The sequence below is a fragment of the Thermohalobaculum sediminis genome, from assembly GCF_023487995.1.
In the GTDB taxonomy this organism is placed as follows: Bacteria; Pseudomonadota; Alphaproteobacteria; order Rhodobacterales; family Rhodobacteraceae; genus Thermohalobaculum; species Thermohalobaculum sediminis.
Genome location: NZ_JAMFKN010000001.1, coordinates 35,323 through 50,851, shown reverse-complemented (window position 1 = coordinate 50,851; position 15,529 = coordinate 35,323). Strand labels below are relative to the sequence as shown.

13 protein-coding genes are annotated in these 15,529 nt (G+C 71.7%); 2 read left to right on the top strand and 11 right to left on the bottom strand.

Annotation, left to right across the window (positions count from 1 at the left end):
• Positions 1-157 precede the first annotated feature (157 nt).
• The 4 genes from pth to M1105_RS00220 form a co-directional block, all read right to left on the bottom strand.
• Complete coding sequence (pth, locus tag M1105_RS00235; protein ID WP_249578335.1) at positions 158-886, bottom strand: aminoacyl-tRNA hydrolase; 729 nt, start codon at positions 884-886, stop codon at positions 158-160.
• Between the two features lie 70 nt (positions 887-956).
• Entirely contained in the window at positions 957-1,319 is a 363-nt protein-coding gene (gene grxD / locus M1105_RS00230) for a Grx4 family monothiol glutaredoxin (RefSeq protein WP_249578334.1), read from the bottom strand.
• Between the two features lie 22 nt (positions 1,320-1,341).
• Positions 1,342-1,584: a BolA/IbaG family iron-sulfur metabolism protein gene (locus tag M1105_RS00225; RefSeq protein ID WP_249578333.1), complete on the bottom strand. Its 243-nt coding sequence runs from the start codon at positions 1,582-1,584 to the stop codon at positions 1,342-1,344.
• 81 nt (positions 1,585-1,665) lie between these two features.
• On the bottom strand, positions 1,666-2,865 hold the full coding sequence (locus tag M1105_RS00220; protein WP_249578332.1) for an MFS transporter: 1,200 nt from the start codon (positions 2,863-2,865) through the stop codon (positions 1,666-1,668).
• A gap of 220 nt (positions 2,866-3,085) precedes the next feature.
• On the opposite strand from M1105_RS00220, the gene M1105_RS00215 reads away from it, so the two are divergent.
• Complete coding sequence (locus tag M1105_RS00215) at positions 3,086-4,711, top strand: 5-guanidino-2-oxopentanoate decarboxylase (protein WP_249578331.1); 1,626 nt, start codon at positions 3,086-3,088, stop codon at positions 4,709-4,711.
• Between the two features lie 5 nt (positions 4,712-4,716).
• Here the strand turns inward: M1105_RS00215 and M1105_RS00210 are convergent, their stop codons facing one another.
• Both M1105_RS00210 and pepN read right to left on the bottom strand, forming a co-directional pair.
• Entirely contained in the window at positions 4,717-6,210 is a 1,494-nt protein-coding gene (locus M1105_RS00210; RefSeq protein WP_249578330.1) for an MltF family protein, read from the bottom strand.
• A gap of 159 nt (positions 6,211-6,369) precedes the next feature.
• On the bottom strand, positions 6,370-9,006 hold the full coding sequence (pepN, locus tag M1105_RS00205; RefSeq protein ID WP_249578329.1) for an aminopeptidase N: 2,637 nt from the start codon (positions 9,004-9,006) through the stop codon (positions 6,370-6,372).
• Between the two features lie 141 nt (positions 9,007-9,147).
• Here pepN and M1105_RS00200 point away from each other — a divergent pair, with 141 nt between their 5' ends.
• Positions 9,148-10,713 carry an ArnT family glycosyltransferase gene (locus tag M1105_RS00200; RefSeq protein WP_249578328.1) on the top strand — a complete coding sequence of 522 codons (1,566 nt, stop codon included), beginning with the start codon at positions 9,148-9,150 and terminating at the stop codon, positions 10,711-10,713.
• Here M1105_RS00200 and M1105_RS00195 read toward each other — a convergent pair.
• Genes M1105_RS00195 through M1105_RS00175 form a run of 5 tightly spaced genes read right to left on the bottom strand, consistent with a single transcriptional unit; the run spans position 10,701 to position 15,524 of the window.
• On the bottom strand, positions 10,701-11,417 hold the full coding sequence (locus M1105_RS00195; protein ID WP_249578327.1) for a hypothetical protein: 717 nt from the start codon (positions 11,415-11,417) through the stop codon (positions 10,701-10,703). The two genes, M1105_RS00200 and M1105_RS00195, sit on opposite strands and share 13 nt — an antisense overlap.
• A complete protein-coding gene (locus tag M1105_RS00190) occupies positions 11,417-12,205 on the bottom strand; it encodes a crotonase/enoyl-CoA hydratase family protein (RefSeq protein WP_249579027.1) in 789 nt (262 codons plus the stop codon). The genes M1105_RS00195 and M1105_RS00190 overlap by 1 nt, the downstream gene beginning before the upstream one ends.
• Positions 12,180-13,058 (bottom strand): hydroxymethylglutaryl-CoA lyase, encoded by an 879-nt coding sequence (locus M1105_RS00185; RefSeq protein WP_249578326.1) that lies wholly within the window; start codon positions 13,056-13,058, stop codon positions 12,180-12,182. The genes M1105_RS00190 and M1105_RS00185 overlap by 26 nt, the downstream gene beginning before the upstream one ends.
• Entirely contained in the window at positions 13,055-15,007 is a 1,953-nt protein-coding gene (locus M1105_RS00180) for an acetyl/propionyl/methylcrotonyl-CoA carboxylase subunit alpha (RefSeq protein WP_249578325.1), read from the bottom strand. The genes M1105_RS00185 and M1105_RS00180 overlap by 4 nt, the downstream gene beginning before the upstream one ends.
• Entirely contained in the window at positions 14,997-15,524 is a 528-nt protein-coding gene (locus M1105_RS00175; RefSeq protein ID WP_249578324.1) for a macro domain-containing protein, read from the bottom strand. Before M1105_RS00175 ends, M1105_RS00180 begins: the two co-directional genes overlap by 11 nt.
• Positions 15,525-15,529 lie beyond the last annotated feature (5 nt).

Below are 15,529 nucleotides of genomic sequence, written 5' to 3'. Positions count from 1 at the left end.
AATGACATGATGTCGGGTGCGGGCGGGGACATACCGCCGCTGCCCCGGGCTCGACCCGGGGCGTCTGTGACAGATCGCCAGTTCGCGGCGGTCCGATATTCCGCGAGGCCCCGGGTTGAGCCCGGGGCGGAGCAGCCTGCGCCGCCGGGATAGTCCCTCACTCCTTGCGCGAGAACCTCGCCAGAAGTTGCGCGAGCGGGCCGTCCGGGGCCGCGGCCTTCGCGGCCTCGACGCGCTTGCGGGCCTCGGCGGTCTTCGCGCCGGCCATTCGCGCCTGCCGCGGCGCGCCGGTGGCGGGTTCGGCCCCGGCCTTGCGTGGCGGTTGAAGGCGTAGCGCCACGGCGTTCTGAAAGCCTGGGAAATCACCATCCGCGAGCTTCGGCGCGCCGTCCGCGATGCCGCGCATCAGGTCGTCGAGCCATTCCGCATCGGTCTTGGCGAAGTCGTGCAGCACATAGCCTGCCACCCGGTCCTTGTGGCCGGGATGGCCGATGCCGAGGCGCACCCGGTGATACTCCTCGCCGATATGCTGGTGGATCGAGCGCAGCCCGTTGTGCCCGGCATGGCCGCCGCCGGTCTTCACCCGGCATTTCGCGGGCGCGAGGTCGAGTTCGTCATGGAATACCACCACGTCGGCGGGTTCCAGCTTGAAGAACCGCACCGCCTCGCCCACCGACTGGCCCGACAGGTTCATGAAGGTCGTGGGCTTGAGCAGCAGCACCTTCTCGCCGCCCAGGCGTCCTTCGGCCACCTCGCCTTGGAAGCGCGCGCGCCACGGGCCGAAGCCATGCGCCGCGGCGATGGCGTCGACCGCCATGAAGCCGATGTTGTGCCGGTGCCCCGCATATTGCGCGCCGGGATTGCCGAGGCCGACGAAGAGCTTCATGCCCGTTCCCCGAAATGACGAGGGGCGCGCAGCATCACCGCGCGCCCCCGTTTCGCGGCCCGCGTGCCGCTCAGGCGTTGTGCTCGCGGATCTTGTCGGCGGCGTCCTTCGAGAAGGTCACGCCCGCCTCGGCCAGCGCCTTGTCCAGCTCGCCCGACAGCGTCATCTCGGTGACGATGTCGCAGCCGCCCACGAATTCGCCCTTGATGTAGAGCTGCGGGATGGTCGGCCAGTCCGAGAACGTCTTGATCGCGTCGCGCAGTTCGGCCGATTCCAGCACGTTCACGTCCTTGAACGGCACTTCCATGAAGGTGAGGATCTGCGCCACGCGGCTGGAGAAGCCGCACTGGGGCATCGACTTGGTGCCCTTCATGAACAGGACGACATCGTTCTGCTCGACGGTCTGCTGAATCTGGGCGTTCATGTCGCTCATGGCGAAAGGCTCCTGGCAGGGCTCAGTCGGGGGCGCTCGTCTGGAGGGCGAGCGCGTGAAGGGGCGCGTTCTGGCCTTCGAGGATGCTGCGCAGCGCCTGGTTGACCATGCGCTGCTGCTGCACGCGGTTCTTGCCGCGGAACTCCTCGGCCACCACGGTCGCCGCGTAGTGGTTGCCGTCGCCGGCAAGATCGCGGATCTCGATCTGCGCGCCGGGGAAGGCGTCGCGCAGCAGGCGCTCGATCTGGGCGGCTTCGACGGGCATCCGGGGCTCCGTGTCGGAAGGGGTCGCGCCCCGTGATTTAAAGGCTGCCCGGCGCGGTGGCAAGGGGCGCCCCGCGGTCGCTCAGAGGCGCCGCGGCAGGTAGCGCAGGCCGATCAGGCAGCAGAGCGCCATCAGCCCCGAAAGCGCGATGTAGACGACGCCCAGCCCGAACCAGGTGAGCAGCACGCCATAGACGAACAGCGGCGCCAGTTCGCTGATATCCATGTAGGTGCGGTAGACGGCCGTCATCTCGGGCCGCTCGTGGACATGGACGGCGCGGTAGAACGGCACCGCCCCCAGCGCGTCGAGCCCCGAGGCCGCGAAGGCCCCCACCAGCAGGAACCCCGCCGCCCACCATGGCGCGTCGACCCCCGCGAGCCCCGCGCAGAACACCGAGACCGCGAGGATCGCAAAGCACGCCCCGATCGACAGGCGCACCCCGATCCGACCACTGATCCGGTGCCACAGCAGCGCCGTCACCAGAAGCGCGTTGCCCGCCGAGATGACATAGGCGCCGGCCTCCTTTCCCTGGCCCGCGGCGACCATGGTGATCGGGACATAGACGAAGAACGTCACCCAGAAGCAGGATCGCCCGAAGGCGATGGTCCAGGCCAGCCTGAGCCGCGGCTGCTGGGCGAAGCGCCGGATGTTGCGCAGGGGATTGGCGGGCGCGATCCGGCCCGGCACGATGGCCTTGTTCTCGGTCAGGCGGAAATACCAGAACACGGCGGCGAGGATTGTCGCCCAGGCGATGCTCCAGCCATAGACCGCCCCCGGCCCGATACCGGTGTAGAGCCAGACGCCGACCGTCGGCGCCGTGGCCCAGCCGATCATCGAGATCGCCATACGGGTCGCGTCGTTTCGCACGAAGTCGTGCCTCGGGATGAACTCCATCACGTAGAGGCTGAGCGTGATGTTGAGGCACGAGGTCCCGAACACCCTGAGCAGCATGCCCGTGCCCTGGCCGCCCAGCGTCTGCGTCCACAGCGCGACATAGGCCAGCACCAGCGCGACCGCCCCGATGGTGTAGGTCCAGCGCCGGGTGAAGCGGCGGATCAGCACCGGGATCAGGAAGCTGGCAGCCAGCGCGACCAGCCCCACGCCGGTGTAGAGGAAGCTCACCGCCCGCTCGTCGGCCAGCAGGTCGTAAGCCTGCAACGGCACGACGGTGGCGGTCGAGGCCCGCGCCATCGTCTCGATCAGAAACAGGGTCGAGAAGGTCCGCACGCCGGGCGAAGGCGCGGCGGGCAGCCATACGGGGTGGCGGACATTGAGGGCCATTGGGGGCGTCCGGGGCTGGGGTCTCAGGTCCGGACGCGAGTCGGCCGGCAATCGCCCCTATGTCGGCAAGGTCGCGACCGCGCGGCTACCACGCCGGCGTCAACTTTGGTCGAGGTTTGACCATTCCGCCCGGGCGCGACCGCGGGCGTCGCCGCCGGGCTTGCCCCGAGCCGCCGGCTGGCCGACTGTCGGGCGGCGCAGGCGGCAAGGGGAGGCGGCGATGCCCGAGCGGATGATGCGGCCCGAGGAGACGCTGGGCGAGCGGCTGGTGGCCTGGCTCGAGCTGATGGGCATCGACACGGTGTTCGGCATCCCGGGCGTCCACACGGTCGAGATGTATCGCGGCCTGGGCCAGAGCCCGATCCGACACCTCACGCCGCGCCACGAGCAGGGGGCGGGCTTCGCGGCGGATGGTTACGCCCGCGCCTCGGGGCGGGTGGCGGCGGCTTTCGTCATCACCGGGCCGGGGCTCACGAACATGCTGACCCCGATGGCGCAGGCATATGCCGACAGCGTGCCGATGCTGGTGGTCTCGGCAGTGAACGCGCGCCCGGTGCTGGGGATGGGGGCGGGCGACCTGCACGAGATCCACGATTCCAGCGGGATGGCCGCCCATGCCGCTGCCTTCAGCCACCGCCTCAGCGATCCCGCCCAACTGCCCGGCGTGCTGGCCCGCGCCTTCGCGGTGTTCGAGGGCGCGCGGCCCCGGCCGGTGCATCTCGAGATCCCGCGCGACCTGTTCGCGGTGCGCCTGCCCGCGGCCGAGATCGTCCGCCCCCGGCCCGCCGCGCCCCCTTCGCCCGATGGCGCGGGGCTCGACCTCGCCGCCCGCTGGCTGGGCGAGGCCGCGCGACCCCTGATCCTCGCGGGCGGGGGCGCGGTGCGCGGCGCCGGAGCGGTCGCGGCGCTGGCGCTGCGGCTGGGCGCGCCGGTGGTGATGACCACGAACGGGCGCGGCGTGCTGGCGGCGGGCGACCCGCTGGGGGTACCGGCGAGCCCCTCGCTGCGCGCGGTTCGGGCGCTGATCGAGGCGTCGGATGTCGTGCTCGCGCTGGGGACCGAGATCGGCCACACCGACTACGACATGTACGACCGCGGCGGCGTCAGGGTGCCGGGGCGGCTGATCCGGGTGGACGTCGACGCGGAGCAGCTTCACCGCGGCGCGGCGCCTTCGCTGGCCCTGACCGGCGACGCGGGTGCGGCGGCGGAGGGGGTGGCCGCGCGCTTGGCCGAGGGAGCGCCGCGCCCAGACGGAAGCGCGCGGGCGGCGGCCGCGATGGCGGCGGCGATGGACGAGATCGGGCCGGACTATCGCGCCTGCGCGGCCTTTCTCGACACGATCCGCACCGCCCTGCCTGCCGCGCCGCTGGTGGGCGATTCGACCAATGCCGTCTATGCCGGGAACCTGTTGCACGCGCTGCCCGCGCCGCGCCTGTGGTTCAACGCGGCCACCGGATATGGCGCACTTGGCTATGGGCTGCCGGCCGCCATCGGGGCGGCGCGCGCGACCGGGGGGCCGGTGGTCTGTCTCGCCGGCGATGGCGGGGTGCAATTCACATGGCCCGAGCTTGGTCTCGCGGTCGAGGAGCGCCTGCCGGTGATCCTGATCGTTTGGAACAACCGCGGCTATGGCGAGATCGGGCGCTACATGGATGCGGCCGGGGTGACGCGGGTTGGCGTCGACCTGCACACCCCCGATTTCCTCGACCTCGCGCGGGCCTATGGCGCGGCGGCCGCGCGGCTCGACGGGCTGGCCGCGCTGGCGGGGCTGCTGGCCGAGGCGGCGGGCCGAGCGGGACCAACCGTCATCGAGGTCGAGGAGAGCCTGGCGCTGGGGCGCGGCTGAGCCGCTCACTCGCCGGGATTGTCGAGCCGCGTCGCGTAAATCCTGTAGGCCGTGTAATATTTCAGGATGTTGCGCACATAGACCACCGGCTCGCGGCTGACGACGCGGCCGGCGGCGATCTCGACCGAGCCGAACCAGCGATTGGGGTCGAGCCCCATCTTCACGGCGCGCTTGCGGGCCTTCGATATGTTCCCCGGCCCGGCGTTGTAGGCCGCGAACGAGAACAGCGCCTGGTCGAGCGGCGACATCGCAGGGTCGCTGAAATAGTGGTCGCGCAGGAAACGCAGATACTTCACCCCGGCTTCGACATTGCGGTCGGCCACCGAGATATTCGGGATGGCGACATTGGGATCGCGGGCCGTCGCGGGCATCACCTGCATGATGCCGACCGCGCCCACCGGGCTGCGCTTGCGCTGGTCGAGCCGCGATTCCTGGAACCCCTGCGCCGCGATCAGGATGGCGTCGAACTCGTACTGGTCGGCGTATTTGCGGATGATGGCGATGGTCTCGCGAAACCGCGCGGAGTCCGCGGGGTCGAGGGCGTTGCGGAACGCGGTGGCGTCGCCGAAATACTGCTTGCGCAACATGTTGCCGACCAGGCTGCCCTTGCGGATCGACGGGATGAAGGCGTTGAGCTGGGCGAGCAGCGCGGGCGCGTCCGGGCGCACGGCCATGGCGATCCTGCCGCCCGTCGCGACTGTGATGCCGTCGTGGATCGTCAGCCCCTCGAACACCTCGGCATAGAGCCGTGCCATGTGGTCGTCGAAGATGCCGGCGGGCAGGCTGCCCGCGGCGATCAGTTCGGCCACGTCGGGGTCCTCGAGTTCGTCGTCCAGTTCGGTGACCGGAATCGCTGCGGAGCCGCGCGCGGATCGCTCGGCGTTGATGGCGGCGAGATGCTCGAAGTAGCTGCTCGATCGGCGCAGCGCGACCCCGGTGGCCACGAGGTCGTCGAGCGATGCGACGGGCGGGGCGGCGGGGCCGGTAACCACGACCTCGGCCACGTCCTCGATGGTTGGGTCGCTGAATGCCACGAGCTTTTCCCGCTCGGGCGTAACCGTCATCATGGCCGAGATCATGTCGATCCGCCCCCCGAGCAGCGCCGGGATCAGCTCCGCCCGGCCCACGGGCGCGATCGCGACCGTAAGACCCCGCGCCGGCTTGCCGAGGGCCTTTCGCAGATGCGCCTCGAGCCGCGCGGCGACATCGACCATCAGGCCGCGCTGGTCGGCCTTGTTGTAGTGGAAGAAGAAGGGGTTGAAGCCGGTGCCGATGCGCAGGTAGCCGCGCTCGACGATGCCGTCGAGATCGCCCGTCCAGGGGGTGAGAAGCGCCTCGACCAGCGCGTCGGCGTCCGCGTCGGCCGTCCCGTCCGAGGCATCGTCCGAGAGGGTGCCGGTTTGGCCGAGCGCGAGCCGGGGCAGTGCAACGGTGACGCCGAGCAGCGAGAGGACGCGTCGGCGCGACAGCGGCGGCGCGAAGCGGGGCGGATGTGGCATGGCGCGGGCCTTCGGTCAGGAAATGACGCGGATCGGCCTGAGACCGGCAATCGTATACTCATACCGCGACTCAGAACCGCCCGACACACGTCTGAAATCATGCCAGAAATCGGGTGCACGTGCCATCCCGGGCGCGGTGGCCCGGCGGCGGGGCCGGGCTCAGCCTCCGAGGATGCGCTCGACGATCTCGCGCGTGTTGCGCGAGAGGGTCTCGACCGCCGCGATGCGCCGCAGTTCGGCCTGCATCAGCGCCTGCCGGCCCGGCTCGTAGCGCCGCCAGGTCTCGAAGCAACCCGCCACCCTTGCCGTGGTCTGCGGGTTCACCGGATCGAGCCGCAAGAGCCAGTCGGCGACCAGCCGGTATCCCGAGCCGTCGGCCGCGTGGAAGCCCGTGGCATTGCCCATCGCGAAGCTGCCGATCAGGGCGCGGAAGCGGTTGGGGTTCTTCCACTCGAACGAGGGATGCCCCGTCAGCGCCGCGACCCGCGTGGCCGCATCGCTTACCGGGGCCGTGGCCTGCACCGTCAGCCACTTGTCCAGCACCAGCGGATCATGCCGCCAGGCCGCGTGGAAGGCGTCGAGCCGCGAGGCCGCCCCCGGCGCATCCGCGTGCACCAGCGCGGCGAGGGCCGCGATCCGGTCCGTCATGTTGTCCGCCGCATCGAACTGCGCCTCGGCCGCCCGGTGCGCCTGCGCCGTCCCGGCCGCCAGCATCAGCACCATGCAGCGGTTGGCGAGCGCGCGCCGCCCGGCCGAGGCCGCATCGGGGGAGTAGGGGCCGTCGACCGCCATGGCCGCGCGCAGCCGCGAAAGCTCGGCGCCCAGCGCGTCGCCCAGATGCGCGCGCATGGCCCTGAGCGCCGAGTGGATGGCGTCGGGGTCGGCCAGGCCGCCGCGCGCCACCACCTCGCCCGCCATCTCGTCCTCGCCCGGCAGCTCGAGCGCCAGCGCGCGGAAGGCTGGGTCGAGCGCCTCGTCCGCCACCAGCCGGCCCAGCGCCTCGGCCCAGGCATTCGGGATCGCGCCCCCCTCGATCAGCCTGAGCGCGATCGAGATGGCGTAGTCCCGCCCCGCCTGCCAGCGGTTGAAGGGGTCGGCGTCATGTGCGAGCAGAAAGGCGCGCGTCGCGTCGTCGAGCGGCCGGTCCAGCACCACCGGGGCCGAGAAGCCGCGCAGCACCGACGCGACAGGGCGCGCCGGCAGCCCTTCGAACCGGAAGGACTGCTCGGGCCGGCTGAGTTCCAGCACCTGCGTCGGCACCATTTCGGCCCCGTCCGGGCCGATCAGCCCCGCCGCGACCGGGATCACCAGCGGCGCCTTGGCGGCCTGCCCGGGCGTGGGCGGCGTCTCCTGCCGCAGGGTCAGCGTGTAAGCGGCGCCGTCCCAGTCCTCGGCCATCGTCAGGCGCGGGGTGCCCGACTGGCTCCACCAAAGCGCGAACTGGGAAAGGTCGCGGCCGGTCGCGTCCTCGAAGCAGGCGCGGAACTGCTCGATGGTGCAAGCCTGCCCATCATGCCGCTCGAAATAGAGGTCGAGCGCCCGGCGGTATCCGTCCTCGCCCACCAGGGTGCGCAGCATTCGGATGACCTCCGCCCCCTTCTCGTAGACGGTGGCGGTGTAGAAGTTGTTGATCTCGATGTATTCCTCGGGTCGCACGGGATGCGCCAGCGGCCCCTGGTCCTCGCGGAACTGGCGCGCGCGCAGCATCTTCACGTCGTCGATGCGCTTGACGGGCTCGGAGCGCGTGTCGGCGGTGAAGCACTGGTCGCGAAAGACCGTCAGCCCCTCCTTGAGGCAAAGCTGGAACCAGTCGCGGCAGGTGATGCGGTTGCCGGTCCAGTTGTGGAAGTACTCGTGCGCGACGATCGACTCGATGCGCTCGTAATCGGCATCGGTCGCGGTCTCGGGGCTCGCGAGCACGTATTTCGAGTTGAAGATGTTGAGCCCCTTGTTCTCCATCGCGCCCATGTTGAAGTCGTCGACCGCGACGATCTGGAAGATGTCGAGGTCGTATTCCCGCCCATAGGCCACCTCGTCCCAGCGCATCGAGCGCTTGAGCGCGTCCATCGCGTAGGCGCACTTGTCCTCGTCGCCCGGCCGCACCCAGACCCGCAGGTCCACCTCGCGGCCCGAGGCGGTGGTGAAGCCGTCGCGATGCGCCACGAGGTCCCCCGCCACCAGCGCGAACAGGTAGGCGGGCTTGGGGTGTGGGTCGACCCACTCGGCAAAGTGGCGCCCATCCGGCAGGTCGCCGCTGGCGCCGGGGTTGCCGTTCGAAAGCAGCACCGGGCAGGTGGCGCGCGGTCCCTCGATGCGGACCGTGAAGGGGGCCATCACGTCCGGCCGGTCGGGGTAGTAGGTGATCTTGCGGAAGCCCTCGGCCTCGCACTGGGTGCAGAACATGCCGCGCGAGAGATAGAGGCCCTCGAGTTCCGTGTTCGCCTGCGGGTCGATCTCGGTCAGGCAGTCCCACTCGAAGCTGTCGCCCGGCAGGGCGTCGCCGCGCACGCTCAGGCCCTCGGCGTCGAAGCTCAGCGCCGCGTCGGGCCCCGCGTCGCCCAGCGGCTGGCCGTCGATGCTGGCGGCAAGAAAGGTCAGCCGCCGCCCGTCCAACCGCAGGTCGGGCCGCGCGCCGGGTCGGTCGGGATTGCGGCGGAACCGGATGCGGGTCCGCACCCGCGTCGCGCGGGGCGCGAGGTCGACCTCGAGCCGCACCCGCTCTACCAGCCAGCCGGGCGGCGTGTAGTCGGTAAGGCGGACGGTGCGGTCGGTCCCGGGCGCGGTGTCGGTGCGCATGTCTCTCTCACTCCCATCGGCTGACCCGCCTGACATAGCCCCCCGCGCGGCGCGTTCCCAGCCCCTTCCGCGCGCCGGGCGCATGGGCTAGAACGGGGCCCGAACCCGCCGGGTCGAGAGCGGGCAGGGCAGGGGCAAGCGATGGCGGCGGGAGCGGCGAAGGGAAAGGCCGGCGGCACGCGTGCGCCTTCGGGCGGACGGTCGCGGCCGGCCGGGACGCAGCGGCGGACGGGGGGTGGTCGGGCCGGTCCCGCGCCGGCGGCGGGGCCGTGGCGGCTGCGCACGCTTGCCCTCGTGGTGGCGCTGATGGCGCTGCACCTCGCGATCAACGCGGCTGGCCTCGTGCCGGTGCATTTCGACGAGGCGCAATACTGGGCCTATGGGCAGGAACTCGCGTGGGGCTACTACTCAAAGCCACCGCTCGTGGGCTTCGTGATCCGGGTCGCGACCGATCTCGGCGGCGACACGCCGTTCTGGCTCAGGGCCGCGAGCCCGGCCGCGCATGCGCTGATCGCGCTTGGCGTCTTCGCCATCGGCGCGCGGCTTTTCGACGGGCGCGTGGGGTTCTGGGCGGCGGCGGGCTACAGCCTTGCGCCCGGCGTGGGCGTCTCGGCGATGATCATGTCCACCGACCCGGTGCTGATGGTCGCGCTGGCGGGCGGGCTCTATGCCCTGATCCGCGCGGGCGAGACGGGCGATCCGCTCTGGTGGGCGGCGGTGGGCCTTGCCTTCGGACTGGGGTTCCTCGCGAAATACACCATGATTGCCTTCGCGGTGGGGGCGCTGGGCTATGGCGTCTTCTCGTCGCGCGGGCGGGACCTGCGCGGGACAGCGATCGCCGTGGCCGTGGGGCTGGCCGTGGTGGCGCCGAACCTGATCTGGAACGCGGCCAACGATTTCGCCACCGTGACCCATGTGGCCGAGGATGCCGATCCGGGGCGGGGCTTCTTCAACCCGCTGAAGCTCGCCGAGTTCACCGGGGCGCAGCTTGGCGTGATCGGGCCGGTGTTCTTCCTCGCGATCCTCGCGGCGTTGCTGCGCGCGGAGCTATGGCGCGGCGACTGGCGGATGCGGCTGCTGGCGTGGCAATGCTTCCCGCTGCTCCTGGCCATGATCGCGCTCAGCTTCGTGACGCGCGCCCAGCCGAACTGGGCCGCGCCCGCCTATGTCGCGGGGTCCGTCATCGCGGCGCGGTTGCTGGTCGAGGGCGGCTGGTGGCGGGCGCTGAAGGCGCAGCTTGCCATCGGGGCGGCGGCGCTGGCCGGGGTGGTGGCGCTGGCCTGGGCCTACGCGGCCATGCCGCTCGACCTGCCGCGCGCAGGTGACCCGTTCAAGAAGATGCGCCTCGCCGAGCCCTTCTGCGCGCTCGCGCTGGGCGCGATGGCCGAGGAAGGGGCGCAGGTTCTGCTGTCGGACGACCGGCGCCGGCTGTCGGAATGCATGTTCGAGGGCGCGCTGACCTGGGACGACATCGCCGTCTGGAATCCCCGCCTCAATCCACAGAACCACCACGAGCTGGTGGCGACCCTGCGGCCGGGGGACGAGCGCGGGATGCTGCTGGCCGTCCATGGCGGAGCTGAGAAGATCGCGCGGCATTTCGAGGAGGCCTACGAGATCGACGCGGGCCAGTTCCCGACCCATGCCGACCGCGAGATTCCCTACCAGCTCTGGTTCGTGCAGGGCTTCCGGGGCTATCAGCTGCCCTGACCCGCGGCCCCGGCCACGAGGTCGAGATAGAGCGGGCGGGGGTCGAGTTCGATCAGGCCCGCGCGCGCCCATCCCTCCAGCGCCGCCGCATCGCCCGCCACGGGGGGCGTGCCGATCACCTCGGCGAACAGGTCGGCATCGCCCTCGGCCGCCCAGTCCGCGGTGGTGAGGCGCGCGGTCTCCTGGTCGAGGAAGCCCAGGAAGGCATCGCCCTCGCCCCGCTTCGACTGCACGGCGGCGAGGCGGTAGATCTCGGCCGCATGGTCGTAGGGGTCGAGGGCGCCCGCCGCCCTCAGCGCCCCGATCGCGGCTTCGTGCCGGCGCCAGGCGACGTTGAGCGCCCCCGCGCGCAGCTCGACCTCGGCCCAGAGGCCATGGTGACGGGCGAGGCCGCTGCTCGCCGGCCCGAACTGGGCGAGCACCTTGGGCAGGAGCCCTGCCATGATCTCGCGCGCCCGCCACGGCTGGGCCCCGCCGGCGAGGCAGAGGGCGAGGCCTTGTCCGGCCTCGATCTCGCGCAGGCCCGCGGCCGGCTCGGCCAGCACGGTCTCGTAGAGCGGCGCGGCACCCGCGCAGTTGCCCGCCGCCGCGGCGGCCGCGGCCTCGGCAAGCTGGTCGGTCTGCGCGCCGGCGGGCGCCGCGAGCGCGAGCGCGATCAGCCCCGGCAGCACGGATCGGCGGCCTGGTACGGGCGGACGGCGCATCACCCGGCCCTCCATGGCGGGCTGCGGCGCGCGAAGAAGGCGGCAATCCCTTCCGCGGCCTCGGGCGTCTCCCACTGGTCGGCCAGCGCGGTTGCGGTGGCCTGAAGCTCGGCCTCGCCGATCGGGGGCGAGAAGCGCGCGACCAGCCGCTTGGCGGCGGCGACGGCGCCGGGGGCGGCGGCGAGGTAGGGCGCAACCTCGGCCTCGACGGCGGCGTCGATGTCGGCGGGCGCGACGGCACGGGTGATCAGGCCCAGCCGCGCGGCCTCCTCGGCATCGAAGATGCGGCCCGAGAAGAACACCTCGCGCGCCCGGGGCGGGGTGAGGCGGGCCACCACATAAGGCGAGATGGTCGCGGGGATCAGGCCCAGCCTCACCTCGGTCAGCCCGAACTTGGCGGTGGTCGCGGCGACTGCGGCATCGCAGACCGAGATCATCCCGATCCCCCCGCCATAGGCCTGCCCGTTCACCCGCGCGATCAGGGGCTTGGGCAGGTCGTTCAGCGCCTTGAGCATGCGCGCGAGCGACAGGGCCTCACTGATCCGGGTGGCGCGGTCGGCCTCCATCTGCTGGCGCATCCAGCCGAGGTCGCCGCCCGCACAGAAGCTCTCGCCCTCGCCGGTCAGCACCACGGCGCGGATGGCGGGGTCATCCGCGATCTGCCGCGCGGCCACGGCCAGATCCGCGATCATCGTGGCGTTCAGCGAGTTGTGCTTGTCGGGTCGGGCAAGCGTGAGGGCCGCGACGCCGCGCGCGTCGCGCTCAAGCCGGATCGTCTGGAAGGGCATCGAGGTCACGTCTGAGTTCCGCCACGAAGCGCTCGGCCGCCGCGAGCCCCTCCATATCGAGCCCCGTTCTGTGGCCATTTTCGGCACACCAATTCGCCAATTTCATGGTCGAGAGGTTTCCCTTCGCCCCCGGCGCATAGGGGCAGCCGCCAAGCCCGCCGATGGCGCTGTCGAACACCCGCAGGCCACGCGCGACCGAGACGGCGACGCTTTCCAGCGCCCGGCCGTTGGTGTCGTGGTAGTGCCCGGCAAGGCGTTCGGCCGGGGCCACGCTCAGCACCGCGTCGAGCATCGCGCCGATGCTCTCGGGCGTGCCGCGTCCCACGGTGTCGCCCAGCGAGACCTCGTGGCAACCCATCGCGAACAGGGCCTCGGTGACCCGCGCGACAGCCTCCGGCGCGATCGCGCCCTCGTAGGGACAGACCACGACGCAGGAGACATAGCCGCGCAGGGGCAGGCCATCGGCGCGCGCCGCGTCGGCCACCGGGCGGAAGCGCTCGAGGCTCTCGGCGATCGAGGCGTTGATGTTGCGCCGGCTGAAGGTCTCGGACGCCGCCCCGAAGATCGCCACCTCGTCCGCGCCCGCCGCCCGCGCCGCCTCGTAGCCCTTGAGGTTGGGCGTGAGCGCGGAATAGACCGTGCCGGGGCGCCGCGCTATGGCGGCCATCACGGCGGCGCCGTCGGCCATCTGCGGAACCCACTTGGGCGAGACGAAGCTCGCGGCCTCGATCCGCCGGAAGCCGCAGGCCGAGAGCCGGTCGATCAGCGCGACCTTGGAGGCGACGGGGATCGCGCGGGGCTCGTTCTGCAACCCGTCGCGGGGGCCGACCTCGACGATGGTGATCCCGCTCACGCCTCCGGCTCCAGCGCGATCAGCAGCGCCCCTTCCGACACCTGCTCGCCCGCGCGGGCCGCGACCTCGGCGACCACGCCGTCGCGGGGGGCGGCAAGGGTGTGCTCCATCTTCATCGCCTCCATCACCGCGACCGGCTGGCCAGCGGTCACGGCATCGCCGGGCGCGACCGCGACCGATTTCACGAGGCCGGGCAGGGGGGCCGCGATGTGATCGCCGCCGCCGGGGTCCTCGGAGCCCGTCATCAGCGGGTTGTCGCGGACGAAGGTCAGGCGCCGCCCCGCGCGCGCCAGCGTCACCGCGCCATCGGCGGGGTGGATGTGCAGGCTGCGGGTGCCGCTCTCGGTCGTCACCTGCCACAGGGTGCCGCCGCGATGGGTCAGGCGGAACGAGGCGCGGCCCAGCGGGGTGTCGGCCTCGATGCCGCCATCGCGCGGCGTCAGCGCCACGGTGATGCGGGGTTCGCCCGCCAGCATGACATGGCTGCGCCCCGGTCCCCAGGCACGCCAGCCCGCCATTGGCCCCGGCGCCGCCAGCCCCGCGATGACGGCCGCGGCAATCCCGAGATCGAGCGCCGTGGCCTCGGGCTGCGCCGTCAGCGACGAAATCTTGCGAGCGATCAGCCCGGTATCGACGCGTCCCGCCAGCATGTCCTCGTCGGCCGCGAGAGCCCCCAGAAAGGCGATGTTGGTCACGCAGCCCCGTGCCTCGGTCGCGGCCAGTGCGTCCGCGAGCCGCGCGAAGGCCCCGGCGCGGTCGGGGGCGGACGTAATGACCTTGGCGATCATCGGGTCGTAATGGGGGGTGACGGTGTCCCCCTCGGCCACGCCCGTGTCGATGCGCGCGCCCGCGGGGAAGGTCAGGGTCCCGAGCCGCCCGGTCTGGGGCATGAAATCGCGGGCGGGGTCCTCGGCATAGATACGTGCCTCGACGGCGTGGCCGATCAGCGGGATGGCATCCTGCATCAGCGGCAGGGGCTCGCCCGCCGCCACGCGGATCTGCCATTCTACGAGGTCGAGGCCGGTCACGGCCTCGGTCACCGGGTGCTCTACCTGCAGGCGCGTGTTCATCTCCATGAACCAGAACCCGTCGGGCCGCAGGGGGGCCGAGCCGTCGACGATGAACTCGACCGTTCCGGCACCGCGATAGCCCACGGCCTCGGCCGCGCGGCAGGCGGCGCGGGTCATGGCGGCGCGGACCTCGGGTGTCATGCCGGGGGCTGGGGCTTCCTCGATCACCTTCTGGTGGCGGCGCTGGGCCGAGCAGTCGCGCTCGAACAGATGCACGATGTTGCCATGCGCGTCGGCGAACACCTGCACCTCGATGTGGCGGGGGTTGAGGATGTATTTCTCGATCAGCACCGCGTCGTTGCCGAACGAGCTTGCGGCCTCGGACTTCGCCCGCGCCAACCCTTCGGCGAAGGCGCCGGGCTCGTCCACCCGGCGCATCCCCTTGCCGCCGCCGCCCGCCGCCGCCTTGATCAGCACCGGGTAGCCGATCTTCGCCGCCTGATCGGCGAGGAAGGCGGGGTCCTGTTCCGCCCCATGATAGCCGGGCGTGACGGGGACGCCCGCATCCTCCATCAGCCGTTTCGAGGCGTCCTTGAGCCCCATCGCGCGGATGGCCGAAGCCGGCGGACCGATGAACGTCAGGCCCGCCGTGGCAACCGCATCCGCGAAATCGGGGTTCTCCGACAGGAACCCGTAGCCCGGGTGGATCGCTTGCGCCCCGGTCGCGCGGGCCGCGTCGAGGATGCGCTCGGCCCGCAGGTAGCTTTCGGAGACCGGAGCCGGGCCGATCCGCACGGCCTCGTCGCAGGCCAGAACATGCTGGGCCCGCGCGTCGGCGTCGGAATGGACGGCCACGGTCGCGATGCCCATGCGTCGCGCGGTGCGGGCGATGCGGACGGCGATCTCGCCGCGGTTGGCGATGAGGATCTTACTGAACATCGGGGTCCTCGAGCTGATCGAGCGCGGCCTGGTGCAGCGCGGCGCTTTCCTCGGAGAAGCAGCAGAAGATCACCTGCCGGATGCGCGGCTCGGAGGCCAGCACGCCCGCGACGGTGTTGACCGCGATCCGCGCCGCCTGCTCGGCGGGTAAGCCGTAGATGCCGGTCGAGATGGCGGGGAAGGCGACGCTTCGGCAGCCTTTCTGCGCCGCGAGCTGCAGCGACCGGGCATAGGCCAGCGCCAGCAGCGCCGCCTCGCCTGACCCGCCGCCCTGCCAGACCGGGCCCACGGCGTGGATGATCCGGGTGGGGGCGAGGTTGTGGCCTTCGGTGATCACCGCCTCGCCAGTCGGGCAATGCCCGAGCGCCGCGCACTCGACGGCGAGGTCGGCACCCGCCGCGCGGTGGATGGCGCCGCAGACGCCGCCGCCGGGGGCGAGGCTCTCGTTCGCCGCGTTCACGATGGCATCCACCATCAGGTCGGTGATATCGCCGAGATGGACGGTCATCCGGGTCATCGCGC